The 26,857-nt window shown below is 62.5% G+C and carries 25 protein-coding genes; 14 read left to right on the top strand and 11 right to left on the bottom strand.

Annotated elements, in window-relative coordinates; genetic code table 11:
• Positions 1-73 precede the first annotated feature (73 nt).
• Entirely contained in the window at positions 74-403 is a 330-nt protein-coding gene (locus tag ACSHT2_RS18165) for a hypothetical protein (RefSeq protein WP_440642761.1), read from the bottom strand.
• Positions 404-496: 93 nt separating this feature from the next.
• Here ACSHT2_RS18165 and ACSHT2_RS18160 point away from each other — a divergent pair, with 93 nt between their 5' ends.
• From ACSHT2_RS18160 to ACSHT2_RS18140, 5 genes are all read left to right on the top strand, one after another.
• Positions 497-640: a hypothetical protein gene (locus ACSHT2_RS18160; RefSeq protein ID WP_440642760.1), complete on the top strand. Its 144-nt coding sequence runs from the start codon at positions 497-499 to the stop codon at positions 638-640.
• Between the two features lie 101 nt (positions 641-741).
• Positions 742-1,407: a class I SAM-dependent methyltransferase gene (locus ACSHT2_RS18155; RefSeq protein WP_319338277.1), complete on the top strand. Its 666-nt coding sequence runs from the start codon at positions 742-744 to the stop codon at positions 1,405-1,407.
• A 13-nt stretch (positions 1,408-1,420) separates the two neighbouring features.
• Complete coding sequence (locus ACSHT2_RS18150; RefSeq protein WP_440642759.1) at positions 1,421-2,464, top strand: zinc-binding dehydrogenase; 1,044 nt, start codon at positions 1,421-1,423, stop codon at positions 2,462-2,464.
• 275 nt (positions 2,465-2,739) lie between these two features.
• Positions 2,740-4,884 carry a GumC family protein gene (locus ACSHT2_RS18145; RefSeq protein ID WP_440642758.1) on the top strand — a complete coding sequence of 715 codons (2,145 nt, stop codon included), beginning with the start codon at positions 2,740-2,742 and terminating at the stop codon, positions 4,882-4,884.
• A 344-nt stretch (positions 4,885-5,228) separates the two neighbouring features.
• Positions 5,229-6,548 carry an aminotransferase class V-fold PLP-dependent enzyme gene (locus tag ACSHT2_RS18140; protein WP_440642757.1) on the top strand — a complete coding sequence of 440 codons (1,320 nt, stop codon included), beginning with the start codon at positions 5,229-5,231 and terminating at the stop codon, positions 6,546-6,548.
• 92 nt (positions 6,549-6,640) lie between these two features.
• Here ACSHT2_RS18140 and ACSHT2_RS18135 read toward each other — a convergent pair whose 3' ends face one another.
• The 3 genes from ACSHT2_RS18135 to ACSHT2_RS18125 form a co-directional block, all read right to left on the bottom strand.
• Positions 6,641-7,102: a DUF2846 domain-containing protein gene (locus ACSHT2_RS18135; RefSeq protein ID WP_440642756.1), complete on the bottom strand. Its 462-nt coding sequence runs from the start codon at positions 7,100-7,102 to the stop codon at positions 6,641-6,643.
• A 99-nt stretch (positions 7,103-7,201) separates the two neighbouring features.
• Entirely contained in the window at positions 7,202-8,224 is a 1,023-nt protein-coding gene (locus ACSHT2_RS18130) for an LLM class flavin-dependent oxidoreductase (RefSeq protein ID WP_440642755.1), read from the bottom strand.
• 63 nt (positions 8,225-8,287) lie between these two features.
• Positions 8,288-9,184 (bottom strand): LysR substrate-binding domain-containing protein, encoded by an 897-nt coding sequence (locus ACSHT2_RS18125; RefSeq protein ID WP_440642754.1) that lies wholly within the window; start codon positions 9,182-9,184, stop codon positions 8,288-8,290.
• A 102-nt stretch (positions 9,185-9,286) separates the two neighbouring features.
• Here ACSHT2_RS18125 and styA point away from each other — a divergent pair, with 102 nt between their 5' ends.
• The 3 genes from styA (at position 9,287) to ACSHT2_RS18110 (ending at position 12,646) form a co-directional block, all read left to right on the top strand.
• Positions 9,287-10,537 carry a styrene monooxygenase subunit StyA gene (gene styA, locus ACSHT2_RS18120; protein WP_440642753.1) on the top strand — a complete coding sequence of 417 codons (1,251 nt, stop codon included), beginning with the start codon at positions 9,287-9,289 and terminating at the stop codon, positions 10,535-10,537.
• Between the two features lie 24 nt (positions 10,538-10,561).
• Positions 10,562-11,047 (top strand): styrene monooxygenase NADH-dependent flavin reductase subunit StyB, encoded by a 486-nt coding sequence (styB, locus tag ACSHT2_RS18115; protein WP_440642752.1) that lies wholly within the window; start codon positions 10,562-10,564, stop codon positions 11,045-11,047.
• Between the two features lie 147 nt (positions 11,048-11,194).
• The gene (locus ACSHT2_RS18110) at positions 11,195-12,646 is read left to right on the top strand and encodes a DUF1254 domain-containing protein (RefSeq protein WP_440642751.1); all 1,452 of its coding nucleotides are present in this window, start codon (positions 11,195-11,197) and stop codon (positions 12,644-12,646) included.
• 440 nt (positions 12,647-13,086) lie between these two features.
• On the opposite strand, the gene ACSHT2_RS18105 is transcribed toward ACSHT2_RS18110, so the two are convergent.
• From ACSHT2_RS18105 to ACSHT2_RS18080, 6 genes are all read right to left on the bottom strand, one after another.
• Positions 13,087-13,770, bottom strand: a complete 684-nt coding sequence (locus ACSHT2_RS18105; RefSeq protein ID WP_440642750.1) for a class I SAM-dependent methyltransferase — start codon at positions 13,768-13,770, stop codon at positions 13,087-13,089.
• A 25-nt stretch (positions 13,771-13,795) separates the two neighbouring features.
• Positions 13,796-14,254 carry an Rrf2 family transcriptional regulator gene (locus ACSHT2_RS18100; protein ID WP_440642749.1) on the bottom strand — a complete coding sequence of 153 codons (459 nt, stop codon included), beginning with the start codon at positions 14,252-14,254 and terminating at the stop codon, positions 13,796-13,798.
• 223 nt (positions 14,255-14,477) lie between these two features.
• On the bottom strand, positions 14,478-16,535 hold the full coding sequence (locus ACSHT2_RS18095; protein ID WP_440642748.1) for an adenylate/guanylate cyclase domain-containing protein: 2,058 nt from the start codon (positions 16,533-16,535) through the stop codon (positions 14,478-14,480).
• Positions 16,536-16,600: 65 nt separating this feature from the next.
• Positions 16,601-17,614 (bottom strand): SphA family protein, encoded by a 1,014-nt coding sequence (locus ACSHT2_RS18090; protein ID WP_440642747.1) that lies wholly within the window; start codon positions 17,612-17,614, stop codon positions 16,601-16,603.
• Between the two features lie 38 nt (positions 17,615-17,652).
• Positions 17,653-18,645 (bottom strand): DUF1254 domain-containing protein, encoded by a 993-nt coding sequence (locus tag ACSHT2_RS18085; RefSeq protein ID WP_440642868.1) that lies wholly within the window; start codon positions 18,643-18,645, stop codon positions 17,653-17,655.
• 61 nt (positions 18,646-18,706) lie between these two features.
• On the bottom strand, positions 18,707-20,122 hold the full coding sequence (locus ACSHT2_RS18080) for a DUF1254 domain-containing protein (RefSeq protein ID WP_440642746.1): 1,416 nt from the start codon (positions 20,120-20,122) through the stop codon (positions 18,707-18,709).
• Between the two features lie 95 nt (positions 20,123-20,217).
• On the opposite strand from ACSHT2_RS18080, the gene ACSHT2_RS18075 reads away from it, so the two are divergent.
• Positions 20,218-20,907, top strand: coding sequence for a Crp/Fnr family transcriptional regulator (locus tag ACSHT2_RS18075; RefSeq protein WP_440642745.1), 690 nt, complete (start codon positions 20,218-20,220; stop codon positions 20,905-20,907).
• Between the two features lie 250 nt (positions 20,908-21,157).
• Here ACSHT2_RS18075 and ACSHT2_RS18070 read toward each other — a convergent pair whose 3' ends face one another.
• Complete coding sequence (locus ACSHT2_RS18070; RefSeq protein WP_440642744.1) at positions 21,158-22,096, bottom strand: acetamidase/formamidase family protein; 939 nt, start codon at positions 22,094-22,096, stop codon at positions 21,158-21,160.
• A 192-nt stretch (positions 22,097-22,288) separates the two neighbouring features.
• Here ACSHT2_RS18070 and ACSHT2_RS18065 point away from each other — a divergent pair, with 192 nt between their 5' ends.
• From ACSHT2_RS18065 to ACSHT2_RS18045, 5 genes are all read left to right on the top strand, one after another.
• Positions 22,289-22,657 carry a transposase gene (locus ACSHT2_RS18065; RefSeq protein WP_440642743.1) on the top strand — a complete coding sequence of 123 codons (369 nt, stop codon included), beginning with the start codon at positions 22,289-22,291 and terminating at the stop codon, positions 22,655-22,657.
• 336 nt (positions 22,658-22,993) lie between these two features.
• Positions 22,994-24,040 (top strand): ABC transporter substrate-binding protein, encoded by a 1,047-nt coding sequence (locus tag ACSHT2_RS18060; RefSeq protein WP_440642742.1) that lies wholly within the window; start codon positions 22,994-22,996, stop codon positions 24,038-24,040.
• A complete protein-coding gene (locus tag ACSHT2_RS18055) occupies positions 24,037-24,864 on the top strand; it encodes an ABC transporter ATP-binding protein (RefSeq protein WP_440642741.1) in 828 nt (275 codons plus the stop codon). Before ACSHT2_RS18060 ends, ACSHT2_RS18055 begins: the two co-directional genes overlap by 4 nt.
• Positions 24,865-24,884: 20 nt before the next feature.
• Complete coding sequence (locus ACSHT2_RS18050) at positions 24,885-25,712, top strand: ABC transporter permease (RefSeq protein ID WP_440642740.1); 828 nt, start codon at positions 24,885-24,887, stop codon at positions 25,710-25,712.
• A gap of 42 nt (positions 25,713-25,754) precedes the next feature.
• On the top strand, positions 25,755-26,678 hold the full coding sequence (locus ACSHT2_RS18045; protein ID WP_440642739.1) for an acetamidase/formamidase family protein: 924 nt from the start codon (positions 25,755-25,757) through the stop codon (positions 26,676-26,678).
• Positions 26,679-26,857 lie beyond the last annotated feature (179 nt).

Genomic DNA, 26,857 nt, shown 5'->3' with positions numbered 1-26,857 from the left:
GCTCCGTTCCTTCAGCGCGGGGCAAAATGGTTGGTCTTAAGGATGCAGGCGGAACAATATGGAGCTCAGCCCTTCACCGCAGGCCCTGTTCATCGATCAGAATGCGGTGGATCTCGATGCGTTCCGGCAGCTCGATCAGGAATTCCGCATCGCGCGCGAGATGATGGACCTTGGTCGGCTCGCCCTTGGTGAAAGCCGTCATGGCCTCGATGTCCGGCCAATAGGAGATGGTCGTGAACCAGGTCTCCTCAGCACGGTCCTCGCGACGCAACTGCTGCACGCCGAGTGCGGTCTTCAACAGCGGCGGAATGCCCTCAGCCTGCAGATAGGCTTGGTAGGCGTCAGCGAGGTCGCGGCGGGTCCTGCCGCGCCAGATGCGGGCGATGGTCGGTTTGGTCGCCATGGTGGATTCCCTTGCGGCAACGACAAATGATCTTGCGTACGAGATCGGCAATCCTTCTCTCCAGCATGAACGCGATGTTCGCATTCTGGTTGCATGCGCATCTATGTCATGTTTTCCGTCGGTCGCGCCGGGAACTTGGTGCCGGTCGCCTCGATGTGCCGTAGCGTCTCCGTGTTCGGCGGCGGATCGGTGACACCGCCGCGGCACGATTCGCTGGTCATTGATCTGAAACAATGATGGCGCTCGGGCCAAATGCTAGGGCGAGTCGCAGTTCACGGCGCAAGGCTCCCCAGGCCAGTACAAGACAATCTCCGCGCGTGATGGAATCAGAGGGCTCGATGGGACGACTACTGAATATTGTGACGCCGCTGCATACGGCGACCAAGCGCGACTACATGGCCCGCATGAACGACGACAAGATCGCCTGCTCGCTGAAAGCGCGGGAATACGAGGCCGATTATTGGGATGGCGACCGCCGCTTCGGCTATGGCGGCTATCGCTTCATCGAGGGGCGCTGGGCGCCGGTCGCCAAGGCGCTGATCGAGACCTATGGCCTGAAGGATGGGTCCAGCGTGCTCGACGTCGGCTGCGGCAAGGGCTTTCTGCTCTACGAGATGCAGAAGATCCTGCCCGGCTTGAAGGTCGTCGGCTTCGACATCTCCAAGCACGGTCTCGCACATGCGCACGAGCAGGTGAAGCCGTACCTCTTCAACTATCGCGCCCAGGACGTCTATCCCTATGGCGACGACAGTTTCGATCTCGTCATCTCGCTCGGCACCTTGCACAATCTCAGGCTGTATGAGCTCGAGGCGGCGGTCAAGGAGATCGAGCGGGTCGGGAAGAACAAGTACCTCATGGTCGAGGGCTACCGGAACGTCGCCGAAATGCACAACCTCGAATGCTGGGCGCTGACGGCGGAGTCCATCCTGCATACGTCGGAATGGATCTGGCTGTACGGCAAGCTCGGCTACACCGGCGATTACGAATTCATCTATTTCGAGTGACCGGGCGCTGCTGATGGATATCAAGACTGCCAAGGCGGCAATCCTCGTCGAATCCGGCAAGCCGCTGGTCGTCGACGAGTTCACCCTGCCTGATACGCTCGAGCACGGCCAGGTGCTTGCGCATGTGCACACCTCGAGCATCTGCGGCGCGCAGATCAACGAGATCGACGCCGTCAAGGGCGTCGACAAGTTCCTGCCGCATCTGTTGGGGCACGAGGCGCTGGCAACCATCGTCGAAACCGGCCCCGGCGTCGTCTCCTGCAAACAGGGCGACACCGTCGTCATGCACTGGCGGCCGGGCAAGGGCATCCAGTCCAATACGCCGGTCTATTCCTGGCGCGGCAAGCGGCTCAATGCGGGCTGGGTCACCACCTTCAATGAATATGCCGTGGTCTCGGAGAATCGCGTCACGCCCGTTCCCGCCTCGATCGATCGCACCAGCGCGCCGCTGCTCGGCTGCGCGGTGACGACCGCGCTCGGCGTCGTCAACAACGATGCGCAGATCGCCATCGGCGAAGCTGTCGTGGTGTTCGGCGTCGGCGGCGTCGGATTGAACATCGTGCAATTTGCCGCGATGGTCGGCGCCTGGCCGGTCATTGCGATCGACCGCCTCGACAACAAGCTGGCGATGGCGAGGGATTTCGGCGCCACCCACGCCATCAACTCCGAGGCGGTGAAGGATGTGGCCGCCGAGGTTCGCTCCATCACGGGGGCCGACGGACCCGACAAGGTCGTCGAGACCACCGGCGTCAAGAACTTGATCGAGCTCGCCTACGAGATCACGGCGAAGAAAGGCCGCTGCATCCTCGTCGGCGTACCCCGCGAGAAGGCCGAGATCTATACGCTTCCGCTGCACTTCGAGAAGGTGCTGAAGGGCTCGGAGGGCGGGCAATGCCAGCCCGCGCGCGATATCCCGCGTCTGGTTCGCCTGAGCGACGCCGGCAAGGTGAGCTACCGCGGCATCGTGACTGACGAGTTCGCGCTCGATGACATCAACGACGCGCTGGACTTGATGCGCAGCGGCACATCGGGACGGATCCTTCTGAACATCAGCTGAGCGCTGCGTCCAGGTCGCAAGTTTCGTCCCGGACGGGATGAATCGTGATCGAATCGGTGCGATCCGGGGTGAGGGGGTTGCGGCCTCGCCGCTTGCCGCGGCCCTCGCGCAATCCGATCTCCTGCCAAGCACCAAGGCGCCGCTGCCGCCGGCATGGCCGAGCCGCGTGCCGCGATGACTTCGCGCCGCGCGCCGTAACCGCCGGTTAACCATGGATATTTACGGTGCAGCAAGCCTCTGAGCTATGACTGTCAGTTGATTTCGAGTCCAACCCCATGGCGTTCGGTAGCCGCGCATCTCCGCGAAGCATCGCCCCGACGGAGCAAGCGGCTTCGTGGGAAGCGCCGCGGGCTGCGAAGGTGAGGCCTGACGGTACCGGGTCGGCCCCGATCAAGGGATCGCTGACCGTCTTCGGTACACTCTCCTTTCTGCGAGAGAACGGCCGGCGTATTCTGACGCTGGCCGCGGCGCTGTTCGCCCTCGGCATCGTCGTCCTGGTGGTTCTTCCGGTCCGCTACGCCGCGACGGCCCTGGTCGTGCTCGATCCCCGCGAGCTGCGCGTGACCTCGGATCAGGAGGTGCTGCCGGGCATCGGCCAGGATGCCGCAGCGCTCCAGAGCCAGATCGAGATCGCAAAATCCGACGGTTTTCTCCGCCCCCTGATCGAGCAGCTCAAGATCGCGGACGACGAGGACATCGCCGGCGGTCATACCGACATGACGCGCCTGCTCGAAAGATTCCGCAAGCGCCTCGAAATCACCCGGCGCGGGCTCACCTACGTCATTGCGATCTCCTTCACCTCGAACCGGCCCGAACGGGCCGCTTACTACGCCAATGCGATCGCCGAGGCATTCGTTGCCAGCCAAGGCCGCGTGCGCACCGAGGCAACCGACGAGGCCGCCGACTGGCTCAAGGACCGGCTGAAGACGCTGAACGAACGCCTGCGCACGTCGGAAGATGCCGTCGCCGCCTTCCGGCTCGAGCACAACATCGTCAATGCGGGCAAGGAATCCACCACGCAGCAATTGCGGGTGACCGATTTGTCCCAACAGGTCTCCGCCGCCCGCGCGCGCACCGAGGAGGCCAAGGCGCGCTACGAGCAGGTGCAACGCGACCTCAAGGCCAATGTCGAAGGGCCGGTGAAGCAGGATCTGCTGAGCATGCTGCGCGCGCAGCGCTCGGCCTTGAATGACCAGATCGCGCAGAAGAAGGCGGTGTATGGCGATCGCCATCCCGACCTCGCGATCTCCTACAGCCAGCTCGCCGACATCAACCGGCAGATCGAGATCGAGCGGAAGAAGAACATCGACACGGCCAAATCCGAATATGAGGCCCAGCGCGAGCAGCAGAACGCGCTGGAGAAGCAGCTCAAGGCGGTCGAGACGAAGATACTGGTCGATGGCCAGGCATTGGTGAAGCTGCAGGAGCTGCAGCGCGACGCCGACGCCAACAGGAACATCTACGAGCAGTTCCTGTCGCGGTTCAAGACCACCAACGAGCAGCGTCAGCTGCAGGCATCCCAGACCAAGGTCGCCTCGATCGCCATTCCGCCGGTCCGCTCGACGCGTCCGCCGCTCGCCTTGCTGCTTGCGGCGCTGGCGATCGGCTCGCTGTTGACGTCAACAGGCGCCGTTGCGGTGATGACGAGCGTGTCCGCCGACGAGCCCGCGTCCGTTCAGGCGCCAGCATCTGTGGACGCGGAGGAGGCCCCTAGCCGGCAAGTCCCGCCGCCGCCCGCCGCCGTGCCTCGGCCCGAGCCGATGCCCAGCCTTGTCGTCTGGGCCCGTATCCCCGAGCTGGCGTCCGGAGCCGGGGCCAGCACCGTCTGGCAAAAGCCCGTCACCACTTCGGCCGAGCTCGATGTCGGCCCCCATCTGCGGCCGCTGCTCGAACGCATCGACCGTGTGCCGGTGCGCGGCTGCAAGGTCGCGCTGGTGTTGTCGGTCGGCAAGAGCGCCGGCGGCAACACGGTTGCACGCTCCCTCAATCGCGCTGCCGTGAATCGGGGCATGATGAGCGTGCTGATCCGGCTCCAGCCGGAATTCGCAAGTCACCAGCCGCCGGTGACGGAATGGCACGACGGTTCGACCACGGCGGGCCTTCAATCGATCGAGGAGCTGCTGAGCGCCGGCCGAAAGCCCGATGCGAGGCCCGAGGACGACATTCGTTCGGAGTTCGACCTGATCATCGTCCACGCCGGCAATCTCGCCTTGCAGCCCGACGCCATCGCCCTGGCCTCGCATGCGGACCTGATCGTCCTGGTGGCGCGCGCCGGCGAGCTCGGTTCGGCCGCGATGCGCAGGGTGACCGCGGCGCTGTCAAAACATGCGGCGGTGCCGACCGGCCTCGTCGTCAATCATGTGCCCGCCGGTTCAGTGGCGCCTCAGCCCGAGGGCGGCGCATTGGGTCTTGCGGTTTGACGACGACGACGCAGCGGCGGTGATGCTGCTGTCGCTCTGATGAGCAGGACCTGCTGCACGACATCCGCAACCTGCCTTACCCGATCCGGGCCGGCGATCCCGCCGATCGATGTGGGGCTCGCCTGCGAGCGGCCCAACGCGGAGCCGCCCGGCATTGGCTTGGCGATCATCGCATTGTCATGCTCCGGTCATCTTGGCTGCATCGTCCGTTGCTTTTTTCCCGGCGCGCCAGAGCCTCTTCGGTTCCGATGACATCGGAACGGAGCTCTGGATTGTTGCTTGACGCGTTCTCTTGACGCGAGCCGGACGTCACGTCGCTCGAGAACGCTCTGGGGAGAGCTGACATGCAACTGATCGAGACGATTTCGGCCGGCCGCCGGCTGGTCCTCAAGGGCATCGCGGCAGCAGCCGTGGCGCCGCTTGCGGCACCGGCGATGGCGGCTGAAAGCCTTCCGGCGCAGCCGACCGGTTCGGCGGTCGCTGTCGCCACCGACAAGGCCTATTGGGCGGCTGTGAAGGGGCTCTATGCCGTCACGCCTGATGTCGTCAATCTCGAGAACGGCTATTGGGGCATCATGGCCGAGCCCGTGAGGCGCGAGTTCATCCGCCAGTCCGACATGGTCAACTATCAGAACACCTATTACGCGCGGCTGCGCGCGGGTACGGATTTCGAGGCCGTCCGCGCCAAGGTGGCGGAGGCGGTCGGCGCGGCGCCCGAGGAAATCGCGCTCACCCGCGGCGCGACCGAAGCGCTTCAGCTCCTCATCGGCGGCTACAACAGGCTGAAGCCCGGCGACGGCGTGCTCTATGCCGACCTCGACTACGATTCGATGCAGTATGCGATGAACGCGCTGAAGGCGCGCCGCGGCGTCGACGTGGTCAAGTTCGATGTGCCGGAGCCCGCCACCCGCCAGGCGGTGCTCGACGCCTATGCCCGCGCCATCGAGGCGAACCCGAGGACGAGACTTCTCCTCCTGACCCATGTCGGCCACCGCACCGGCTTCGTCATGCCGGTCGCCGAGATCGCCCGCATGGCGAAGGCCAAGGGCATCGACGTCATCGTCGACGCCGCCCATTCCTGGGGACAGATCGACTTCCGGGTGAGCGAGCTCGAGGCCGATTTCGTCGGGTTCAATCTGCACAAGTGGATTGGCGCGCCGGTCGGCGTGGGCTTCCTCTACATCAGGAAGGACCGCCTCGCGGCCATCGATCGCGACATGGGCGACGAGGATTTTCCGGAGAGCGACATCCGCTCGCGGGTGCATACCGGCACGGTCAATTTCGCCACGGTGCTGACGGTGCCCACGGCCGTGGCGCTGCATCAGCAGATCGGCGCGGCGGCCAAGCAGGCCCGCCTGCGCTATTTGCGCGACTACTGGGTGAGCCGCGTCCGCGGATTCAAGGACATCGAGATTCTGACGCCCGACGAAGTCGGCTCATATGGCGCGATCACGTCCTTCCGCCTCGCCGGCAAGACCAGCAGGGCCGACAACGACGCGACGGTGGCGAAGCTCAGGGACGGCCACAAGATCCTGACGGTGCGCCGGGCCGGCATTGCCAAGGGCCAGTGCATCCGCGTGACGCCCGCCCTCTACACTGACGAGGCCGACCTCGACCGTCTCGTCGAGGCGCTGGCGGTCATAACGGGGACGAAGAGGGGGTGAAGGCTGGCAAACCAAATTTGAGAGCAGTCTCGTGCGGCCATTCGAGACGCCCGCTTAGGCGGGCTCCTCAGGAAACCGCAAAGCGCCTCAGATCAAGCCTTGCCACATGAGCTGTTGCTCTGATGCAAGCTGGCGACGTCGGTACGGCCCTGGCTCTCCGTGACCTGGATCAACGTGATTGCACCGGGGGTGACGATTCCCATCTGCGGTTGGGCGGAGAGGTAGGTGGTGCTGCCGGCACGCAGATCGAGGCTCACCTTCTCACTTCCTTGCCCGAACAGGTTGCTGCTCAGCGGAAGATTGTTGACTGCAACCTCGTGGCGGCCCGGAGGCAGCTCGCAGGCGACGAACCCCGCGGCCTGGCTGCCGCCAATGACGCGTCCATCGACCGCATAGCTTGGCTGGACTGCGAAGCCCAGGGCGGATGAGCGATAGACCACCAGCCGTGCGGTGTTTGCATTGACGTTATCTGTCAGAGCCGCGCTGCCCATCGGCCCTGATGCACACCCCGCAAGCAAGAAAGCCGCAACGAAGATCCCCAGACGCAAGCCCATCCCAACCCCCTGATTCAGTCCAACAGTCCCCAAGGGATCATTGGCGGGGGTGGTGCACGAAGTCAATCGCGACTTCTGGTCGTGCCGCGCCGGTCCATGTCACCGCCACCCCAACGCCGGCGCCACGTGCGTCAGGATCGCCTCGATCGCATGCGCGCAATAGGCGACGCCAAGCTGGTTCGGGATCGTCAGCAGCAAGGTATCGGCCTCGGCGATGGCCTCGTCCTGGCGGAGTTGCTCGATCAGCACATCCGGCTCGGCGGCATAGGAGCGGCCGAAGATGGCCCGGGTCTGCGGATCGATGAAGCCGATCTGGTCTTCGCCGCCGCGCTCTCCGCCGAAATAGGCGCGGTCGCGATCGTTCATCAGTGCGAAGATACTGCGGCTGACGGACACGCGCGGCTCGCGGCTGTGGCCCGCCTCCTTCCATGCCGCGCGAAAGCTTCGGATCTGCGCGGCCTGTTGCACATGGAAGGCTTCGCCGGTCTCGTCGCTCTTCAGCGTCGAGCTCTGTAGGTTCATGCCGAGCTTCGCCGCCCACACCGCGGTCGCGTTGGAGCCGGCGCCCCACCAGATGCGTTCGCGCAGGCCCTGCGCATGCGGCTCGAGACGCAACAGCCCCGGCGGGTTCGGAAACATCGGCTGCGGATTGGGCTCGGCAAAACCGTCGCCGCGGAGCAGGTCGAGAAAGACCTCCGCATGGCGCCGGCCCATGTCGGCATCGCTCTGGCCTTCGGCCGGCTGATAGCCGAAATAGCGCCAGCCGTCGATCACCTGCTCCGGCGAGCCGCGGCTGATGCCGAGCTGGAGCCGGCCGCCGGCGATGAGATCGGCGCTGCCTGCGTCCTCCACCATGTAGAGCGGGTTCTCGTAGCGCATGTCGATCACGGCCGTGCCGATCTCGATCCTGCTGGTCCTGGCGCCGACGGCCGCAAGCAGCGGGAAGGGCGAGGCCAGCTGCCGCGCAAAGTGATGGACGCGGAAATAGGCGCCGTCTGCGCCGAGCTGTTCCGCCGCAACGGCAAGCTCGATCGATTGCAGCAGCGTATCGCCGGCGGAGCGGGTCTGCGATTGCGGCGAGGGCGTCCAGTGCCCGAAGGAGAGGAATCCGATCTTTTTCATGGGCGTCATTTAATGACGCACGGGACGGCGTCAACCATCTGCACGGATGCCGGTGCTCTGCGGTTAGGACATTGCGAAATGTTCGGCGCGCTCCACGAGGAGATCCAGGAAGGTTCGCGCGCGTGGCGACATCCACTGCGTCTCCGGATAGACCGCGTGCAGCGGCAGCGCGGCGATCGTGTAGTCGGGCAGCACATGCTCGAGCTCGCCGCTGCGAAGGCCGTCCGCGGCATTCCAGTCGGGCAGGACCGCGATGCCGAGATGATGCATCGTCGCCTCCTGCATCGCGTCGGCATCGTCGACATGAATGGGTCCGTTGATGGACGCGACGTGACGGCCATGCTCGGATTCGAAGGCCCATTGATGCGCCGGCGACATCCTGGAATAGACGATGCACTGGTGCGAGCCGAGATCGTCGGGCGTCCGCGGCATCGGGCGGCCGTGCAGATAGGTGGGCGTCGCAACCAGGTAGCGCTGCACGGTGCCGAGCCGGCGGGCGACCAGCGTGCTCGCCTCCAGGTTACCGATCCTCAGGGCAATTTCGATGCCTTCCTCCACCAGATTGACGAACCGCTCGCTGAAGCGGATGTCGACCCGAACCTCCGGATAGTGACGCACATATTCGGCGATGACGGGCATCATGTAGCGCCGTCCGAACGACGACGGCACGCCGATCCGCAGCGTGCCTGTCGGGCGGGGCGCCGCCTGCTCGACGCTCGACCGTGCCATGTCGAAACTGTCGAGGATCTGCCGCGCGAGATCGTAGATCCGGTGCGCCTCGGCCGTCGGCTTGAGCGTGCGCGTCGTACGCGAGAACAGCTGTGTGCCGAACTCGCTCTCCAGCAGCGCGATGCGCTTGCTGATCGCGGGCTGGCCAATGCCGAGCTCCTTGGCCGCCGCCGAGAAGCTGCCGCCTTCGAGGGTGCGAACGAAAGCGCGCAGGCAATCGATCCGGTCCATAATTCATTCCAATCCGGAATAAATGATATCCCATATATTCCGTAGTGCGCAACATGTCGGGCCGCTAGGCTCCCTCAAAACAAGCAATCGGGAGGGAGTCACATGGCACGCCATATCGGAATTGTCGGCGCCGGCATCGCCGGCCTGCATCTCGCGCTCTACCTGCAAAAGCATGGCGTGGACGCCACTGTCATCACCGACCGGCCGCCCGAGGACTACCGCAACATCCGGCTGCTCAACACCGTCGCGCATCACCACGTCACGATCGCCCGCGAGGACTATCTCGGCGTCAATCACTGGATCGATCCGAAGGATCACTATTATTACCACGACCACGTCTTCAATTTCCCGCAGCCGCTGAGATTTCGCGGCGATTTCTCCAAACCAAGCCGCGCCGTCGATTATCGGATCTATCTTCCTGCCCTGATGCAGGATTTCAACAAGCGCGGCGGCAGGATCGAGTATCGCCGGATCGAGGAGCGCGACATCCGTCCGCTGGTCTCGCGCTTCGATCTGCTGGTCGTCTCCACCGGCAAGGGGCCGCTCGGCCAGCTCTTCACCTACCGTCCGGAGCACACGCCTTATTCGCAGCCGCAGCGGCGGCTGTGCGTCGGCCTCTACACCGGCGTGCGGCAGCCCGACCCCATGAACGTCACGCTTTCGGTCTCTCCCGGGCATGGCGAGATGATCGTGATCCCGACCATTACGTTCGGCGGGATTGCCAATGCGTTGCTGATGGAGAACGTCCCGGGTGGCGACATGGAGGAGCTGGCGACGCTCAGCTACGACGACAACCCGAAACACTTCCTGAAGGTATTGCTGGGCAAGCTGGAGAAGCATCACCCGACCACTTACGACCGCATCGATACCGCGCGCTTCGACCTCGCGCAGCCGCAGGATCTGCTGCAAGGCGGCGTGGTCCCGACCGTGCGCAGCACGGTGGTCGAATTCGACGACGGCAAATGCGCGATCGCGCTCGGCGACGTCCATGCGATCGTGGATCCCATGATGGGGCAGGGCGCCAATGTCGCCTCCTATGCGGCCTTCGTGCTCGGCGAGGAGATCGTCAACGCCGATGCGCTCGATTCGCGCCTCTGCGAGAAGATCGATCTGAAGCGGCAGGACCGCGTGCTGGCGGCCTCGCGCTGGACCAATGTGATGCTGCAGCCGCCGACGGAAGCGCTGGGCATGCTGATCGGTGCGATGAGCCAGACCCCCGCGCTGGCGAACGAGTTCACGGAGAATTTCAACTATCCGGACCGGCAGTGGGACCGCATCTCCACGCCGCAGCGCATCCAGGCCTGGATCGAACGCATGTCGGCGCCGCCTGAGCCCGTCAGGGCGATTGCGTGAAGTCGATGCGAAGCGGAGACTGAGATGTCGCGCGTCAATCCCGCCTCGTTCCGCGAGGCCGCGTCGCGCTTTGCGACCGGTGTCGCCGTGCTGACCGCGTTGGACGAGCACGGTTGTGTCTGTGGCATGACGGCGAACAGTTTCGTCACCGTCAGCCTTTCTCCACCAACCGTGCTGGTTTCCGTCATGCCCGGCCGTATGCTTCGGGCGATATCGGCGACGGGACGTTACTGCGTCAACGTCCTGCCGGATCACGGCCGGGATCTGTCGCGGCATTTTGCGAGCCAGCCGAACACCGGCGTGGCGCCGCATTACGACATCGTTGACGGCCTGCCGCGCCTGTCCGGCTGCATGGCCTGGTTCGCCTGCGAGGTCACACGGCACGTCGAGGTCAGCGACCACACGCTGATCATCGCTGAAGTCTCGGGCTGCGACCATCGTGACTCCACGCCGCTGGTGTTCTTTTCGAGTCGGTATCATCTCGGGCCGGGCGTGCCGGTTGATCGGTGACGGAGCCGTGACGTCTCAGGCGTCCTCTCCTCACCATCTGGGGCGTTCTCCGTCCTGAGAGCGGCATCGCCGGGGGCTTGATCTAGATCAAGCGTCACGCGCTTTGTGGCACCTAGCGTCAAGGTTGTGTGCAGAGGAGGGAAGGCAATGCGGATATCCCGTCGCCAGGCGACCATTGGCGGTCTAAGTCTCTTTGCAGGCTCATCATTCGGTACATTGGCCCGTGCAGAGTTCGGCGACATCTTGCGCGACTTCGGTGAAGGAGTGGAAGAGTTTGCCGTGGCCCAGGATGCCTACATCTACGGCTATCCGCTGGTGACCATGGAATATACGCGAAGAGTCATCACGAATGTCGCGAGCCCGGTGGGCAATCGCGCGCCGATGGGCCAGTTCATCAAGTTGCGCCAATATCCCGACGCTTCGTTCCGCGATGTGACCGCGCCCAATGCGGACACCCTCTACACGACGGCATTCATCGACGTCGAGAAGGAGCCGTGGGTCCTCAGTATCCCCGACATGAAGGACCGCTATTTTCTGTTTCCGATGCTGGACGGCTGGACCGACGTGTTTCAGGCGCCCGGAAAGCGAACCACGGGGACCGGCGCGCAGACCTACGCCATCACCGGGCCGGGCTGGAAGGGGGCGCTTCCCTCGGGCGTCAAGGAGTACAAGTCGCCGACCAGCCTCGTGTGGATACTCGGACGGATCTACTGCACGGGAACGCCGGAAGATTACGCTGCGGTCCATGCTGTCCAGGACCAGTGCAAGCTGGTCCCGTTGAGCAGCTACGGCAGGCCCTATACGCCGCCAGCCGGCGAGGTCGATCGATCCATCGACATGAAGACCGCCGTGCGCGATCAGGTGAATGGCTTGGATACCATCGCCTATTTCACACTCCTGGCGCGGCTCATGAAGGCGAATCCGCCGGCCGCGGCGGATGCCCCCGCGCTCGCCAGGTTTGCACGGATTGGCCTCGTCGCCGGACAGGAGTTCGATCCGAGCAGATTGCGCAATGCGGACTTCGCAAAACGTGTCCCGCAAATCGCCTTCGATCGCATCATGCTTCAGTTCAAGGTCAACAAGGAGATCAAGGATATCAACGGGTGGGGTTACACGACCAAAACCGGGATCTACGGGACCGACTATTTCATGCGGGCATTCGTCACGGCCGTCGGTCTCGGCGCGAACCGGCCGCAAGATGCCGTCTATCCCAGTTCGCAGAAAGATGGCGAAGGCAAAGCCTATGACGGAGCCGCCAAGTACGTCCTGCGCTTTGCAAATGGACAATTGCCGCCTGCGCGCGGCTTCTGGTCGCTGACGATGTATGACAGCAACTACTTCTTCGTGGCCAACCCGATCAACCGCTATTCGATCAGCGCCCGGCAGAATCTGAAATCGAACCCGGACGGCTCCATCGACATCTATATCCAGAAGGACTCGCCGGGAGCAGACAAGGAATCCAACTGGCTCCCGGCTCCATCCGGCAAATTCCAGCTGATGATGCGCTTGTACTGGCCGAATGAGAAGAGCCCCTCGATCATCAACGGCACGTGGAAGCCGCCACCGGTGAAGAAACTGGCTGCGGTCGTACAGCGCTAAAGTGGAATGGCTTTAGGTTGAATCGATTGCCGCGGCTCCTTCACCTCTCCCGCTTGCGGGAGAGGTCGGCGCGAAGCGCCGGGAGAGGGCTTTCTCCTCTTGGGGATTGTCCCGTTGGGGATACACCCTCTCCCCGACCCTCTCCCGCGCGCGGGAGAGGAGTGCACCTCCGTCGTTGCAGCGATCAAGCCTCATCTCATCACGCTCTAGACGGCGACGCCACGAGATTGCGATTGGTCTCCTGAGATCCGATCGAGGGGATCAATTGCTTGTCCAGCGTCTGGTACGCTCGTGCCCCCTTGCCGGCTCGCACCGGTGAACTGGCCATGTCGGGCATGAAGGCAGAACGGACACAGCCTGCGTCGCGGACCAGTCGATTGAAGCCCTGGCCCATCCGGCTTTGCATTGAGGCCCGGCCGCGTGGACCAGGCCGTGACACTTCAGGCGTAGGCCACCCAGCCGCGGAAGGCGAAGCCGGTGTAGAACAGCGTTGGATCCGAGAAGCCGGCCTCGCGCAAAACCGCTTCGTCCTGCGCGGGCGCGAGAATCTGAAGATGGTTGGTGACGGCGTCCCGTGCGGCCGCGGCCTGCTCCGGCTCGACGCCGGATGCGGCCAGGAATGCCGAGTACCGCGACAGCCACCGCGGGCGTTCCTCGTCGCCGTCAGGAGCGCTCAGATGGGCGACCACGAAGGGCGCGCGCGGCTTGAGGCGGCGGCGGACTTCGGCGGCGATGCGACGCCGTTCCGCGACGTCGACGAAGTGCAGGGTCAACAGGCAGGTGGCGCCATCGAACGGTCCTGCCGGGGCATCGTCGATATAGCCCTGATGAAGGTGTGCGCGCGACGCGAGCGACCCCAGCGTCTGGCCGGCGAGCGCCAGCATCGCCTCGGAGGGATCGACCCCGTCGAAGCTCCAGGCGGGATGCGCTTGCGCAAAGGCCTTTAGCTCCAGGCCGCCGCCGGCGCCGAGGACGAGCACCCGCGCATCGCTGGGGACGCGTTCGGCAAGCAAAATCGCCGCCATGGACTGCATGGCATCATAGCCCGGCACGAAGCGCCGCGGCCCCTCCGTGTATCTCGCCACGAACTGCGGATCGGAGAATGCGGCTTGAATGTCGGTCATGATGTTGTCCTGCGAATGGAGCCATTCACGCGCGATGCGCGCTCATGTCGTGGATCTTTCGAGACCCGAGCCGCTTGCGCAGGTCCTCGCCGAGCATCGCCAGCGTCACCTCGCCGAGGCGCGACAGCAGCAGCGCCTCCGCATCGTGGAAGGCCTGGTCGAGCGCGGCGTTGACCGCCTGCTCGACGAGGCAACCAGGCGCCTCCGTCCGGTTGCCCATGGCCAGCAGCGACGGGCTGCCGAGTGCAAAATAGACATCGCGCAGCGTCACCTTCGAAAGATCGCAAGCAAGCCGCCAGCCGCCGCCATGCCCCTTCTCGGAGCGGACATAACCGAGCTCGCGCAGGCCCGCCATGATGCGCCGGATCACCACCGGGTTGGTGTCCATCGCCTTCGCCAGGGTCTCGGAGGTGAACGGCCCAGGCTGCTGCGCCATGTGCAGCAGGACGTGGAGCACGCCGGATAGTCGGGAGTCGCGTTTCATGTAACTTTGTATGTTACATATATGGGCGAAGGTCAAGCGACCTGGGCACGTCGATCGTGCCATGGCGCCTCAGTCCGAAGTTATACGGTGAATTTGTGCCCCGAGCAGCCACCCCGAACAAATCTTCGAGGAAACCATGTCAGGGCTCAGATTTGCAGGGCGCGGACTCCCAAACCGGCGCCGCATCCAATGCGCGCAGCCGGGAACGGCCGAACCCTCGCCACTACTTTCCGTAATGATAGCGAGCGACTCCATCCTCTGGATATTTCGCAAGGAAAGCGCACAATTCGACTTCCGCGCATGCCGCGCCGTGCGATAGCGCTGTATAGACCAGTTCCCACCTGCGGCAATATTCCAGCTCCTCGGCGTCAGCTACAGTCCGTTCGCATCGCAATTCGTAGATTATAACTTCATCGGCAAAGCCCTTCGGCTTGATGCGATCGACGCTGCGGAAGCAAAACTGGGATTCTGCGCGCCGCTTCACCGCCGAGCTGACCAGGATCGAAGTTCCGTAGCTCTTGTTAAGCCTCTCGAGGCGCGACGCCAAATTAACAGTCGATCCAAATGCCGTGTAGTTCATGCGATCCTGGGAGCCCACATTCCCCACGACGGCATCACCCGTATGCAATCCGATTCGAGTTCGATAGGCAGGCCATCCGTCCCGCTCAAACTCCGCATTCAGCCGCGCGTTCGCACGTTGAAAGGCGAGCGCGGCGGCGCATGCATTTGCAGCGTGGTTGGGATCATCGCCCGGCGCGTTCCACATGGCCATTATGGCGTCGCCGATGAACTTGTCGACGGTGCCGAAGTGGCTCATGATCTCGTGCGACACGGCGGCGAAATAGCGCGACGTATACTGCATGACCTGAGTCGGATCGGCCCTTTCCGTGATCTCGGTAAAGCTCACGACGTCGGAAAACAGCAGGGTGACTTCCCTTCGCATGCCACCGAGTTGGAGTGGCGTCCCTGTCTCGATCAGCCGTTCAACCAGCCGCCGCGGCACGAAGCGTGAGAATGCCTCTGTCATGGTACGCATCGTCGAAACCGAACGGCCGAGTTCGTCGATCTCGCGGATCAGCGAGCGCACCCGCGGCGCACTGGAGGGCTCGAATTTCTGGATCCGATCGGTTTCGGCGGCCAGATCCCGCAGCGACTTGGAAAGCATCGAGCCTATGAAGAACACGATGGGAACCATCACCGCCACGAACGCGCCCGCAGTCATGAACAGCCGCCTGCGTTCGGATAGGATGCTCGCAAAGAACTCGTCGACCGGCGCCAGCACGGCAATATGAAGACTTGCCGGGCCTGCATTCGGAATTGGCTGGAACGCCGCTGCATAGCGCCGGCCCGCGGGATCGCTAAAGAACTGCTGCGAATTGGAATCGGCGCGCCAAGCCCTGATCGCCCGGAGCACGCCGGCCATATCCGTTTCGCGAAGGCGAGGAATGGTCTCCGAAGCCTCGCGTCTCAGCAGTTCCGACATTTGCGGATGGGCCAGGATACGATCCTCGTCGTCGAACAGAAAGGCGGCAGCCGATGGCGTCAATTGTTCGCGCTTCAACAGCTCTTGCGCGACGTCGAGCAGCAGATCGCCCGCGATCACCCCGCCTCTTCCCTGTTCCAGCAGCAGCCGTACGGTGTAGCCCTGCTTCCCGGTTGCATAGAAAACATAGGGCCCGGTTAGCATGCTGCCGTCGCGACGCTCTGCGTCCTTGTACCAAGGCCGCTCGCGCGGGTCGTAGTCAGGAGGCCCCGGCAATTCCAGCACGGTCTCGAGCCCCTCGTTCAGAAATCTCCGCTGCGATCTAGTGCTAGCTGGATCCGATCTGGAGATAACAACAAGTCGAAAGGCGGCCGCGGCGGGTGCTTCCAGCCGCGCGCGTGCCTCTACCCCGACGGTGTTGATCGCGTCCATCTCTATGAAGGACCCGTCGTTGTAACCGATATAGAGATTGAAGAGCTGGCCGTTGCTCTTGAGCATGGCTGCGAGCAATGCGTTGAGCTGAGGGTTGTCCTCAATATCGGCTGAAGCGACCGACGGCAAAGCCCTCAGCGTGGCAAGATTCTCCCGTACTAGCCTCAACTGCGAACCAATGCGATCCGCGGACAATTCGGACACTTTGCCGATGAACTTGCTGGCGGCCGAGTCCGTGGCGGCGGTGATCCGCGCAAAGCTCAGATATACAAGCGTCAGACCGATGGCGAGAACGACAACCACGAACAGCGAAATGATGGAGGCCTTGAATCCGACCTGAATGTTGCCGTTCTTCGAAGATGCCATCGGGTCTCCCTGAGAGGACGATGCGACCGGGCCACTGATTGAGGTTCAGGATCCTGGCGGCTCGTTCAGTACTTCCGCGCAATGGGCCTCGCCGACGCAGGCTCGGGCGGTGCAGCTGAAATCAGAAACGAGAGCCAGGTATTCCAGCCCTCGGGTCGGTTCTGCGCCGCAAACTCCTTGTAACCCTTCAGATTGATGTAGCCTTGCATGTTGCCGACCGGAAACAGGAAGCCGATTTGCGGGCCGACACCTGCCACACGAGACCGGAAGCCGCCCAATGAAGGCGGCGCGCCGAAATCGTCGGTAAGCTGCTGCAGATAATAGCCGGCGACGCCAATCTGCAATTGCTTGGTGAAGAAGTGAGACGCGCCCCAGTCGAAATGGTAGTCGATCCCATTCTGATACTGGGTGGACGTGTTCTTGAAGTTGTAGGTCGCTCCTGCGACCGCTGAGAATTCATTCCCGGTTTGCGGATTGAAGTAGGTGTACCCCGCCCCGAAATCGATCGCGCCATGGCCGAGGCCGAGGTTGGCAAGCCGGTTCGGATCGTAGTCGCCGACGGGGATGGCTCCTGTTCCGTAAACCATGAGATTGTGCACGCCCATATTCCATTTGAGCGCGATCTGCGGGATCAGATCAGCGTAGGATGTGAGCTCCTGGGTCCGGTTCAGGGCGAGCGTGTTGCCGAAGGGGCCCGTCAACGAAAGCGCAGCGGAAGCCTCACTTCGCCCGGCAACGCCGAGCAGAGTTGCGGACAGCTGGCCGCCGAGGACCGGAGTTGCAAAGACATAGGTTGGGCCAAACAGTCCGAGGTCGCCTGTCCCGGCGATGCCCACATCGACTCGACCGCCGCGCGGAAACGCGGCGCCCGCCCCCGAACTGACGTTCGTATGGTAGTAGATTGTCGCCCACGACCATCCGGGCACACTCGGTGTCGCGGCGAGACTGCCGAAAAAGCCCGGAATCCAGAAGCTGACGCCGCTTTCATCTGCGAATGAGGGCTCCGGTCGCGCCAGCAGAGCCGCACCCAGGCCAAACATCGACAGGGTGATGCTCGCGAGCCGTCGATTGCGTTTCATGCCTTCTTCCATCGAAGGATGGTTGTCGTTGCCGAAATCTACTTGTCGGGCTGGGCTTCCGGAAACTTCCACTTTCCGTTCAAGATCTCCGCCCGCGGCCTGTAAAGCCGGACCATATAGTTCCAGCCCTTCATGATGGGCAGGCAATTGGGAATCTTTCCGTCACAACCGCCGAATTGCACGGATACTGAATTGTCTTCGTTCTTTCGTGCCGTGATGTTGTTGAGCGAATAGGCGTTGTACTGGTTGGGCTCGAAATAGCCTTCCGCGTTGTACAGGCTTATCGACCAGAACCCGTCCACCGGCACGTCCTTCACGTTCAGCCTGTAGACGGTCGTGCCATCGTTACGGGCCGGGACGACGTTGAGGTAGAGCGCCTCCTTTGGAGGATTTGCCCCCCAGCCAAGGGCAGCGCCGATCACGAAGCGGAGCGGATCAACCTCCGCCTTGCGTCCATACATCCGGCTCGTATCGGGAAGTGTGGTTCCCAGCGCCAGCAATGCATCACGCACCTTCTTCTGGCTTGCTTGGTCCCAGTCGGGAATCTCGAACTTCCCGGCCTGCTTTTGGGACACCTTGATCGCGTCCTGCAGCGCGTGCACCTCCTTGAGGTCCTGAGGATCGGCCGGATCGACGAGCGTTCGAACGGCGGCCAAAGCATAGCGTGTGCCAACATCCTTTCGTGTAAGCGTGATGGAGCCGGGCTTGTAGAACACACCAAAGGTGTACTGGTCTTCGTCGATTACCTGTAGCGACATGAAGCGCTTGCCAGCGTTCGGCAGCGTTATCGTGACGGGCCCGGCATCGAGGTCGAACACGGCGGCCGAATAGAGCGTGTCTCGGTTGAGACGGATGATAGTCTGCTTGTCCAGCGGGGCGGGCGAACGGGTATGGTCGAATTTTCCAAAACCACCGTTCTTCACGACGCCCCCGAAATACAGATCCGATTCCGCGCGGGCAAAGTTCTCGGGCGTTACCAGAGCGGGCTTATGTTCTGCGGGGAATCCGCTTTGCGCCATACCAAACTGCATTGACGTGATCATTACTGCAAAAACAGAAACACGGCCGATGTTCATGCCAATCTCCCTACGCTCAGACGACGCGCTGCAACGGGGGCTGCTTCCATTGGCCGTTCAAGGCCTCTGCCTTGGGCCAGTATATGCGAAGCGTCGTCCAGAATGGTCCCTTGGGGCAAGGCAGCCAGTTCGACTCGCGATCCGGTCCGGGCGCTTCATTCTGAATGTGGAGTGTGTAACCGCCATCGGGATCGCGCTTGAGGCTATCGAGCATCGTCGAATTGATCAGATAACGGTTGATCTTGTTGGCGTAGAGCAGGCTCGACGGCAGCTCGTACATCGTGAGGGACCAGAAGGCATTGGCTGGCGGCAATTGTCCTGACTTGAAGCGAAGCACGTAGTGGTTTGCACCATTGAGCACGCCGCCGTCTGCATCCCGAAAATAGGCCGGGTACATCGCCTCGTCCTTGGTATTGCCGTAGATGCCCAGCACGGCGGATGCCATCCGGGTCATGTAGTCGTTCTTCAGCATTGCCCGCGTCCCGAATCCGTCCGCCGCAGTGCGCTTGCCGGTATCAACCTCCTTCGCCTTGAACTCGGCAAACGCCTTCCAGGCGTCTGCCATTCCGTCCGTCACGGCTTTGCGCATTTCGGGCGACAGGCTGCCTGGATCGAACTTCTTTCCGGCCCCGATGTTCAGCCTCGCAAAGCGAGCCATTAGAGATTTTTCGGATGGATGCGTCGGACAGAACTGCAGGAGGAAATTCAACAGAACGAAGAACGCGGGCGAGTTCTTTTGCTCGTCTTGCGCGAGTGGTGCTGGAAAATGGGTTGCGGACATAGGGGGCGGAGCCGGTTGCCCCAGGAAGCTGGATAGCGTCTGGACCTTGTAGCCAGCCTGAACTCGTTTGACACCATCGAGGTCGGCCGGGTCGAACAGCTGTGTCCGGTAAAGCACCAGATTGAGCTCGGTCTCGGAACGGATGATCGCCTTGATGCCTTTCGGCTTCTCGCCTCTCCATCGTGGGCCGGCCAGCAGGAAATTTCCGGGATCATTGCCCGTGGCGCGGCTCCCTACATAGGCGAAGTTGAACGTGTAGAGATCGATGAACTGCAGTGAATAATACCGCCTCTTCTCAACGGCGGGCACTGTCAGCACCAGTGGCTCGGCACGCAGGTCTGCGCCGAGCTGAGAGTATGGGGTATCGGAATTGGGTGTCTGGATCGCCTTGTCGTCCGGGGTAAAGACACGCGCTACGTTGTTGATTGCATTCCATGGCGCCTTGAACTCGGGATCGTCGCGATCGACGAAGTACGAGCTCATGATGCGATAGTTTTCCAGCATCGGTACGCCGTAGATTGTCGCTTCCCTAGCGATAACTCGCGCTTCGCTCGGTGCAAGCGATGTGGCCGCGGCGGCATTCGTGTTGGCGCCGACGGATATGGCCGCCGTCCCGAGTACAAAGTCGCGACGAGTTAAATGAGTTGTCATCACTCGAACCCCCCTCTTTCCGAGCTGCAGGCGCGCTTGAGTTTAACGATCTCAGAATGCAAGATTGTCCGAAATCGGACAAAGGGTGAGCGCTTATGCAAAAAATATCTAAGGTTGAGTCCGAAAAGATCGCAAGCTCGTCGGGCTGGCTCGTCCGGGTACCAAGCAAGTTCAGGGCAGACGTGCTGGATCATTCGGTATTGATTCAATTGAAAAAGGGAGAGGCGCTGTTTCACGTAGGCGATCCGCCCGGTGGAATTTACGGGCTCGTGGCTGGCACCATTAGCGTTAGTCTGGCGCCCCTCGATCACGCACCGCGCTTGATGCTGCTCGGTATACCTGGCCACTGGACGGGAGAGGCTTGTTTTCTAACAAGGAAGCCACGACGAGGAGAGGTGAGAGCTGCCCTTGATACGACGCTGTTGCACGTGCCGCTCGATGCGCTGGACCGAATGGCGGCGAAAGATCCCACGGTCTCGCACCACATCGCGCAAATCTTGATGATGAGCGTCGAAACTTTGCTGGAGGTCGTGCATGACTTGCAGAAGCCCCAGGCGGATCGTCGCATCGCCTCCGTCTTGCAGCGGACGATAAGAATTGGTGAAGCCCCTCTGCCCTTGACTCAAAGCGAGCTGGGCATCATGGCCAATGCATCACGCAAGCAGGTGAATGCCGCATTGAAGCAATTCAAGGAGGCTGGCTGGCTCACGCACACCTATCGCGCGATTATCGTGAATGACGTCAATGCGCTTCGCCGATATGCCGACGCGGAGAGGAATGATTGAGCTTCGCGGCTTGCGGCTGACTTCCGCACTGCCTTGGAAACCCGAGGTCTATCAGCACAGTGAACCCGGATAGGAAGGCACTTTGAGCGCGGTGCAGGCAAAGCAAAGCCTGCTGCGGTTATTTCGCAGATGTTGCTGGGCTGCCAGGTCAGCAGGCGATCGGAAACGCCATCTCCTGCTGACCGTGCCGCGCCGGCGGATCGATGAGGCTCGTGCGCGAGGAGATTGTGACGTCTTTCGGGCGGGCTCGCTAAAGAAGCGCCTTCGGCAACAACATGTGGATGCCCTTGTTGCCGTCGACAAGTTGCGTGACACGCAGATTGCCGGCGAGCGAACACAGCATGTAGGCCTCGTTGCGTGTGCGGTTGGTCCGGGCGCAGACATGCTTGACCATTTCCCGAACAGCCTGCTTGGCGGCGTCGTCGAGGTCCTCATCGAGGCCGATCGACATGAGGTGCGTGGCGCTCTCTGCAAAGGGCCACTTGATATCCATGTCCTTGCGTACGGTCAGACGGAAGGTTCCGGTGACGCCGGTCTCGAGCGCGGTAATGCAGACTTCGCCGTCGCCCTGCACGCCGTGGCCGTCGCCGGCGAAGAACAACGCTCCCTCGTTGAACACCGGGAGATACAACGTCGTGCCGGCCCGAAGCTCCTTGTTGTCCATGTTGCCGCCGAACGCGCGCGGAACGGGCGACCCGCAGCGGCCCCAGTTTGGTGGCGGCGCCGTTGCAATGATGCCGAAGAACGGGTCGAGCGGGATTTCCGTGCCCCATGGCATGATGCAGACCTCGCGCTTGCGGTCGATCACCGGGTGGATCGTCTCGTAGTCGGTGAACTCGTCCGGCAGCGTTCCAAGCAGCGGCAGGATCGAGACGAAACCCCAGTCCTGGCGAACTTTCACGTTGAGGATGTCGACCTGGAGCGTGTCGCCGACATTGGCGCCCCGTACGTGGACAGGTCCGGTAATGAAGTGAGGCCCTGGCCCGGGCTGCATGGTCTCGAGGGCAAGCCGATAGTCTTCCGGAACCAGCGAGAGGTCGTCTGGAAGCGTCTCCTTCCCTCCCGCCGGGAAGCTATGCAGCGTCACGCTGTCGCCGGAGTTGATTTCCAGCACAGGTGGTGTGTTGCAGTCCAGATACCCCCAAACCATGTTTTCGGGCGTGCTGGGTATTTCGTGGCGGCGCTGCATTGGACAACTCCAGGCGTAGCGTTTCAGGACACTCTTTTGTTCAAGGTCGGCGCCGGATCGCCACGGTGCGACCGGCAAAATCGCCCTTGGATGTTCTAGGCGGCGGCGATCCTTCGGCTATACTTGACCTCAGGCCCAGCGCGGCGCACGGCGGTTAAGCGCCGTGCAAATGGCGGGCCGATGGAGAGATCGATGAGGCGATCCCGGTTTACCGAGAATGAGATCATTCATCTCCTCGCCGAGGCGAGTTCCGGGGTGCCGATTGCAGAAATATGCAAGGCTGCCGGCATTACCGAGCGCACCTTCTATCGCTGGCGCCGCAGCCTCGGCGGGCTCGACGTCCACGCGGTTCAACAGATGAACGAGTTGAAATCGGAGAATCTGCGCTTGCGTGGGCTCGTGAGAAACCTCTTCGAGTTGCTGCGCAACACGGACACCGAAAAGAGACAGAGCGTGACGGCAGTCGCGCCGCAGCAAGGCACCCGCGCCAGCCGGATTGCGGCCGAGAAGTGCGGCGGCGCGCTGACTGGCCGCTTCTCCTCGGTGCGTGTCAATCCGTAACGCGCACGGCAGCGCGGCCTAGCGTACACGACAGCTTGCAGGCGAAGCGGTGCTTGACGAGTTCCCGTGCTGCCTCTGCAAAATCTTTGTGCAGCGATAATGTCAAAAATGACGAAATCGACGACAGCCGGATGTCCATTTCGGCAGCGCGATTGCGCAACGGGCAATAAAACAGCATTGGCAGGTCAGCCGCTTTCTCTCCGTGTCAATCGCGCGACATATTCGAACGGCGGTTTAAATCGCGCGCAAAATGCGTCGCTTATTTCGGCTTGATGAGCGGAGGTCGACACCTAGTCTTTGGGGCTGCCTGTCAGCAGTTCTGGAGAAATTCGTGCCATGACCGAAAATGCTCGTCCTCCGGCCACGCCGAGTGGTCGTGTGCTCAGCCGCCGCAGTTTCCTTGCAGCCTCATCCGCGCTTGCTGCCGGTGTCGGCGCCACACCGCTGCTCGGATCCCGCGTCGCGTCCGCGGCCACGCTCAAGACCGTTCGCTTCAGCGAGGCCGTGCACAATCTGGGTTACATCAATCTCTACGTTGGCATGCATGCCGGCATCTTCAAGAAGAACGGTCTCGACATGAAGGTGAGCGCCGCCGGCGGTGACACCCAGACTTTCGCGGCCGTGCTTGGCGGTTCCGCAGATTTCGCGATCGGCGATGCGACGATGGCGCAGATCTCGCGCGAGAACGGCGGCCCCGGCGTCGTCGTGGGGACGGTCGTGCAGCGCGCGCACTATTTCGGCGTCTCCAAGACGCTCAAGCCGATCACCGATCCGAAGGAGTTCAAGGGTCTCAAGATCGTCACCTCGCCGGAGCCCAACACCAATTTCAGCGTCACGAAGCGGATGCTGGAAAAAGCCGGCCTGAAACTGGGAACGGACGCGACGATCGTCCCGGTCAATCCCGGCACCGAGATCGCGGCGATGCTGGCGGGGCAGGCGGACATGGCGGTCGCGTATCAGCCGAGCGTCGCCGCCGCCGAGGCGCAAGGCGCAAAAGTCGTGTTCGACTTTTCGAACTATGTCGGGCCGTTCTGCAACACTGGAATCATGGTGCTGCCCTCGACCATCCAGAAGGATCCCGAGATGGTGCAGGCGCTCGTGACCTCCTTCGAGGAAGCGTCGCGCAAGACCTACGCCGATCCCGCCTTTGCCAAAGAGGTCGCACGGAAGGAATTCCCTGATCTACCCGGTGAGGTCGTCGACAAGGCGATCGACGCCGAGCTCAAATACCTCATTCCGGCGCAGTCCGTCATCACCAAGCCGGACCAGTGGAAGAACCTGATGGACATGCAGATCTACCTCGGCAACGCCAAGGGATCGATCCCGTTCGAGCAGATCATCGATAATTCCTTTGCCGACAAGGCGATTGCCAGCCTGAAATGATTGTTGGGGCCGCCAAGGACACGAGGCATGGCGGGGGCGAGGCCGTCAACGGCGCTGCCCTCCCGCTGGTGGTCGAGCACGTCGCCAAGGGCTACGACCTCGACGGTCGGATCGTGCCCGTCATCGCCGACCTCAGTCTCACCCTGCGCAAGGGAGAGATCGTCAGCATCGTCGGACCGTCCGGCTGCGGCAAGACCACGCTGCTCAATACGTTGTGTGGTCTGCTGGCACCGGATGCTGGCCGCATCCGTTGGCATGGCCGGCAAGTGTCCGGTCAGCCGCAGAACGTCGGTTACATGCTGCAAAAGGACTTGCTGCTGCCGTGGCGGACTGCGCTCGGCAACACCATGCTCGGCCTGGAGATTCGCGGCGTGGCCGCCGCGGAAGCGGAAGACCGCAGCCGGGCCATGCTCGATCAGCTTGGACTGCACGGGTTCGCAGATCATTACCCCTCGACGCTGTCTGGCGGCATGCGGCAGCGCGTGGCGCTGGCCCGGACCCTTGTCAACGACCCGGACGTGCTGCTGCTCGACGAGCCATTCGCCGCACTCGACTTCCAGACCAAGCTGTTGATCGAGAACGATATGGTGGACCTGGTGCGAAAGGGCGGCCGCTCGATGCTGCTCATCACCCATGATGTCGAGGAAGCGGTTTCGCTGGCGGATCGCGTCGTCGTGCTGACGCGGCGGCCGACCCGGGTGAAGGCAACCTACCACATCGAGTTCGGTGTTGCCCGATCCGACGTGATCTCGCTGCGCGAGCGACCGGACTTCAGCCAGTATGTTCGGCGCATCTGGGCCGATCTCGACGTCGCGATCCAATGACGACAGGTATCGAGACCAGCATGGCTGATGCGTCGAAGCCCATCGGAAGCGTATCCTCGCCGTTGGGCCGCGCAAGGTGGAAGAGACTGCGCAGCAGCATCGCAGTGCTGGCGACCCAGGTGCTCGTCCTGACCGCTCTCCTCGTCTTTTGGGAGTACGCAACGCCGAAGGGCAGCCCTGCGGCTTTCATGTTCGGATCGCCGTCGGCGATCGCCGGCTTTCTGGTGCAGATGGCGAAGGACGGGAGCCTGTGGCGCGATGCGGCAATCACAGGCATGGAGACATTGCTCGGGTTCTTCATGGGCAATCTGGTCGGCACCTTGATCGGCCTCTCGCTCTGGTATTCGCGATTCGTCTCCCGCGTCGTCCAGCCGTTCGTCATCGCGCTCGGATCGATTCCCATCATCGCGCTCGCACCCATCGTGATCATCTGGTTCGGCACCGGATTGATCTCGAAGGTCGCAATGTCGACCCTGTCGGTGGTGATCGTCGCGCTGGTGACGTCTTACAAGGGAGCGATCGGCGTCGATGGCGACCAGATCAACCTCATGCGAACGCTGGGCGCTTCGAAGTTTCAGATCTTCCGGAAGCTCGTGGTTCCGGCATCGCTCACCGACATCTTCGCGGGACTGAAGCTCACGGTCGGCTTCGCGCTGATCGGCGCTATCGTCGGCGAGTTCATGTCGTCGTCGGAAGGGTTGGGACACGCCATCTTCAAGGCCGGGTCGCTTTACATCATTCCCAAGGTCTTCGCGGCGCTCGTCGTGACGATCGTGCTGGCGCTCGTCCTGACGTACCTCGTCGGCAAGATAGAACGGCTGCTGATCCCGTGGCGGCGGCAGGCCTGACTTCAAGCCAGCATCACATCCGGAAAGGCTCACGGAGAGACCATGTCCAAGCGCATCAGCAAGGCCGGCAACATCAAATACGCGCTATCCGGCGACGACAAGTTCATCGCGAGCGTGGAACCCGGCGAGACGTTCGTGGTCGAATGCGCCATCAACGCCAATGACGGCACCATCCGCCATCTCGGACAGCAATTGACCGAGGCTGACGTGACGATGCCCTTCGTGAACGGCGCCACCGGTCCGATCGAGGTGCGCGGAGCAAAGCCAGGCGACATGTTGCGCCTCGACGTCGTGGACATGCAGCTCGACAAGCTCGGCTTCACCGCGCTCTGGCCGGGGATCGGCATGTTCCCGGATTGGGTCAGGCGCAAGGAGTTCGGCATCCAGACACGCGTCGTCGAAGTCAAGGAAGGCCACGTTCACTGGAACGAGCATCTCCGCCTTCCGGTCAAACCGATGATTGGCGTGGCCGGCGTCGCGCCGGTGCACGGGGCGGTCCTCACCGTCGACAACGGCCCGCATGGCGGCAACCTGGACGTCCAGGAGATCACCACGGGCAACAGCATCTTCTTCCGCGTCAACAGGGATGGCGCGCATCTTTTCTTGGGCGATTGCCATGCCATCCAGGGCGACGGCGAATGCAACGGAATGGGCGCGATCGAGATCGCTGCCAATCTCACGGTCAAGGTCTCCCTCGCGAAGGCCCCCGCCCGACTGAACCATCCGCGCATCGAGACGGCCACCCATATCTGCACGCTGGGATGCGCGCGCCCGCTGGAGGACGCGATGCGCATCGCGTTCGAGGAGATGGTCTACTGGATGGAGGACGACTGGAAGATTCCGGCTGCGGAGGGATACATGCTGCTCGGTCAGATTGCGGAAGCCCGGTGCACGCAGGTGGTCAATCCGAAGTACACCTACATTTGCAAGGTCGAAAGAAGCCTGCTCGAGCGGTACTTCGGCTGAGCGGTCATCAGCCGCTGTGCGCACCAGTGTCTGATGCTCTGAATCGGCCCCGACAACCGCCAGGGTCGACCTGGAAGACCAAAACGAATCTTGGCCTTGAATGCCGACTGCGAGCGGACATGGAGTTCGATCGTTGAGGCCCGGCCGAAGTGCGGAAATACGCCACCGGTCGCACACTG

Origin of the sequence: Bradyrhizobium sp. PUT101, from assembly GCF_052043945.1 — a bacterium.
Lineage (GTDB): Bacteria > Pseudomonadota > Alphaproteobacteria > Rhizobiales > Xanthobacteraceae > Bradyrhizobium.
This window is presented reverse-complemented; position numbering and strand designations above follow the sequence as displayed.